Source organism: Pantoea sp. Fr-CA_6 (assembly GCF_024520895.1).
GTDB lineage: Bacteria > Pseudomonadota > Gammaproteobacteria > Enterobacterales > Enterobacteriaceae > Pantoea > Pantoea agglomerans.
Genome location: NZ_JALNPO010000028.1, coordinates 1 through 3,141 on the forward strand (window position 1 = coordinate 1; position 3,141 = coordinate 3,141).

4 protein-coding genes and 1 tRNA gene are annotated in these 3,141 nt (G+C 56.9%); 3 read left to right on the top strand and 2 right to left on the bottom strand.

Going from position 1 to position 3,141, the window contains the following annotated elements:
- Positions 1 to 106: 106 nt before the first annotated feature.
- Both NR201_RS22410 and rsmC read right to left on the bottom strand, forming a co-directional pair.
- A tRNA-Leu gene (locus NR201_RS22410) sits at positions 107 to 193 on the bottom strand.
- 151 nt (positions 194 to 344) lie between these two features.
- Positions 345 to 1,376: a 16S rRNA (guanine(1207)-N(2))-methyltransferase RsmC gene (gene rsmC, locus NR201_RS22415; RefSeq protein ID WP_010253598.1), complete on the bottom strand. Its 1,032-nt coding sequence runs from the start codon at positions 1,374 to 1,376 to the stop codon at positions 345 to 347.
- A gap of 106 nt (positions 1,377 to 1,482) precedes the next feature.
- On the opposite strand from rsmC, the gene NR201_RS22420 reads away from it, so the two are divergent.
- The 3 genes from NR201_RS22420 to yjjG are packed head-to-tail and all read left to right on the top strand — an operon-like array spanning position 1,483 to position 3,004.
- Entirely contained in the window at positions 1,483 to 1,893 is a 411-nt protein-coding gene (locus tag NR201_RS22420; protein WP_022625367.1) for a DNA polymerase III subunit psi, read from the top strand.
- Complete coding sequence (gene rimI, locus NR201_RS22425; protein WP_010253603.1) at positions 1,865 to 2,305, top strand: ribosomal protein S18-alanine N-acetyltransferase; 441 nt, start codon at positions 1,865 to 1,867, stop codon at positions 2,303 to 2,305. Before NR201_RS22420 ends, rimI begins: the two co-directional genes overlap by 29 nt.
- Before the next feature lie 18 nt (positions 2,306 to 2,323).
- Complete coding sequence (gene yjjG / locus NR201_RS22430; RefSeq protein WP_010671712.1) at positions 2,324 to 3,004, top strand: pyrimidine 5'-nucleotidase; 681 nt, start codon at positions 2,324 to 2,326, stop codon at positions 3,002 to 3,004.
- Positions 3,005 to 3,141: the final 137 nt, after the last annotated feature.

Sequence of the window (3,141 nt, forward strand, 5' to 3'; positions counted from 1 at the left end):
GAGGGACTTGAACCCTCACGTCCGTTAAGACACTAACACCTGAAGCTAGCGCGTCTACCAATTCCGCCACCTTCGCGCAGTGCTCGCGATATGAAACTTGTGATTTTGGTGCGAAGAGAGGGACTTGAACCCTCACGTCCGTTAGGACACTAACACCTGAAGCTAGCGCGTCTACCAATTCCGCCACCTTCGCATACCCGTAACACCTTGAGAATGTTACAACCACGGAGGCGCATTCTAGAGATTTTACTCTTTGCGTCAACAACTATTTCGTCGGGCTGAAACGATCGCTGTAAAAAGCAACGTTTTCAGCCCGGCAAAGCAGTTAACGGCAGGAAAAACCCTTAGCGCGTTTTGGCACCGCGACCATAGACGGCACGGTAAACTTTAAAGCGGCCGGTTTGCGCGATGACTTCATGGCTGCCGAAGGCTTCATCCAGCGCCTGCGGGTAGGGCAGGAAGGTGTTGGCAACGATACGCAACTCGCCGCCGGTATTCAGGTGCTTCACCGCACCACGAATCAGCGCCTGTGCGGCGTCGAGGCTGGTCTGAGTGCCTTCATGGAAGGGCGGATTAGAGATAATCATGTCGAAACGACCGGTCACGTCAGAGAAGACGTTGCTGGCGAAGACTTCGCCCTCGATGCCATTGGCGGCCAGCGTCGCTTTACTCGCTTCAATCGCCGCTGCGTGCACGTCACACAGCCACAGACGCACTTTAGGCGAACGGGCAGGCAGCGAGGCGGCAATCACGCCCGCGCCACAGCCCATATCCAGCACTTTACCTTTGGTGTGCGGGGTAAAGGTCGACAGCAGCAGTGCGCTGCCGCTATCCAGACCGTCACGGCTGAAGACGCCAGGCAGGGTATGAATCGTCAGACCATCAAGCTGATACTGGTGACCAAAGGTGCTGGCATCGAATTCAGGCTGTTTGTCGAGGCGACCGTGGTAGAGACCACAGCGACGCGCGCTGTCGATCTTCTCCAGCTTCACCCACGACTCCATCATGCCTTCGGCGCTGCGCACGCCGCTGCGGTTTTCACCGACCACGAACACGTCGCAGCCCACCGGCAGCAGCGACAGCAGGTTCTGCAGCTGGAACTGCACTTCCGGCTTATTCTTGGTCCAGAAGTAGACCAGGGTATCGCAGCCCTGCACATCTTCGGCCTGCGCAACCATTCCGTAACGCGCCTGCTCGCCCATACGGCGGCTCAGGTTTTGCCAGTGATGATATTGCTGGGTGTGAACGCGCGACGAGGCGGTTTCCAGCTGAGCGGGCAGGTCATCCTGCAGATCGCCAGCAAATAAAACATGGCGGGCGGTAAATTCATCACTGTGGCGCAGAATGACTTCGCTGGCCGGGGTAAAAGCAGACATGTAGGGCTCCTGTAAGATCTGAGCGGGGATTATAGTGGTTTGTTGGCGCATGTTCGATGGGTTTGCTAGCATAGCGTCGCATTCAGGCAGCAGAACAGGTAACACCATGACGTCCAGGCGCGACTGGCTTTTACAGCAAATGGGAATTACGCAGTACCAACTGCGCCGCCCGCGCGTGCTTCAGGGCGAAATTGCCGTCACGCTGGCACCGGACACGCAGTTAATTATTGTCGCTGACGCGCCCCCCGGTTTGCATGAACCGCTGATGCGCGATGTGCTGCATGCTCTCAATCTGCAACCCGCTCAGGTAATGACCGTGACACCGGATCAGCTGCAAATGCTGCCGGAAACGCTAAACTGCGCGGGCTGGCTGCTCGGCGTAGAGAGCGAACAGACTTTCAATGGCGTGGCATTAACCAGCGCCTCTTTTAATGAACTGATCAGCAGCGGCGTCGCCAAACGCGCGCTCTGGCAACAGATGTGTAACCATGACAGCCATCTCTTTACTCACCCCTGACGATCTGGCGCAGGCCTTCGCCATTGAGTGTCGTAGTCACGCGTTTCCCTGGAGTGAAAAGACGTTTGCCAGCAATCAGGGCGAGCGCTTTATCAATTTACGTCTCGACGTTGACGGCAAAATGGCCGCCTTTGCGATTACGCAGGTGGTACTGGACGAAGCCTCGCTGTTTAACATCGCGGTCGATCCCGCTTTTCAGCGCCGGGGATTGGGCCGCCAGCTGTTGCAGCATTTGATCGATGAGTTGATCAAACGCGACGTACTGACGCTGTGGCTGGAAGTGCGCGCCTCGAACCTGCCCGCCATCGCGCTCTATGAGCAGCTTGGATTCAATCAGGTCAGTCGTCGCCCCAACTATTATCCCACCGCCAGCGGCCGTGAAGATGCCATTCTCATGGCACTGACGCCGTAGCGGTGTTAAGGAGCTTTAATGATTGATAACTGGGATTGCATCCTGTTTGATGCCGACGATACCCTTTTTCATTTCGACGCCTATGCCGGTTTGCAGCGCCTGTTCGCCGGTTATGACGTGCAGTTCACCGACCAGGATTACAGCGATTATCAGGCGATAAATAAGCCGCTGTGGGTCGATTATCAGAACGGTGCTATCTCCGCGTTACAGCTGCAGACTCAGCGTTTCAACCACTGGAGCGAAAAGCTCAGCGTTGCGCCGGAGATCCTCAACAGCGGCTTCCTCAGCGCAATGGGAGAGATCTGTACGCCGCTGCCGGGCGCGGTCAGCCTGATGAACCAGCTGCATGGCCGGGTGAAAATGGGCATCATCACCAACGGTTTTACTGCGCTGCAGCAGACGCGTCTGGAGCGCACCGGTTTTCGCGATTACTTCTCGGCGCTGGTAATCTCCGAGCAGGTCGGCCAGCCAAAACCGGCGCCAGAGATTTTTGATTACGCACTGAATCTGATGGGCAACCCGGATCGTGAGCGGGTGCTGATGGTGGGTGATACGCCAGAGTCAGACATTCTGGGCGGCATGAATGCCGGTATTAAAACCTGCTGGCTCGATCATGGCACCCGGCCATTGCCGGAACATATTAAGCCCACCTGGCAGGTCAAATCGCTGGGCGAGCTGGAAGCGCTGCTCATCGGCTAACGCAAGACGCCTCGCAAATCAGCATCTTTCCCATAAAAAAGGCCCGCACAGCGGTAATGTCAGTCAGTTAAGCGACAGGTGATAACGCAGTCTGGTGCCGGGCAGGGGCTGGCGGTCCTCGCGCCGCTGCGCGGTTC

Bases quoted from the DNA above. Each gene is read 5' to 3' on its own strand.
- rsmC (WP_010253598.1), bottom strand. From the start codon at position 1,376: ATGTCTGCTTTTACCCCGGCCAGCGAAGTCATTCTGCGCCACAGTGAT.
- NR201_RS22420 (WP_022625367.1), top strand. From the start codon at position 1,483: ATGACGTCCAGGCGCGACTGGCTTTTACAGCAAATGGGAATTACGCAG.
- rimI (WP_010253603.1), top strand. From the start codon at position 1,865: ATGACAGCCATCTCTTTACTCACCCCTGACGATCTGGCGCAGGCCTTC.
- yjjG (WP_010671712.1), top strand. From the start codon at position 2,324: ATGATTGATAACTGGGATTGCATCCTGTTTGATGCCGACGATACCCTT.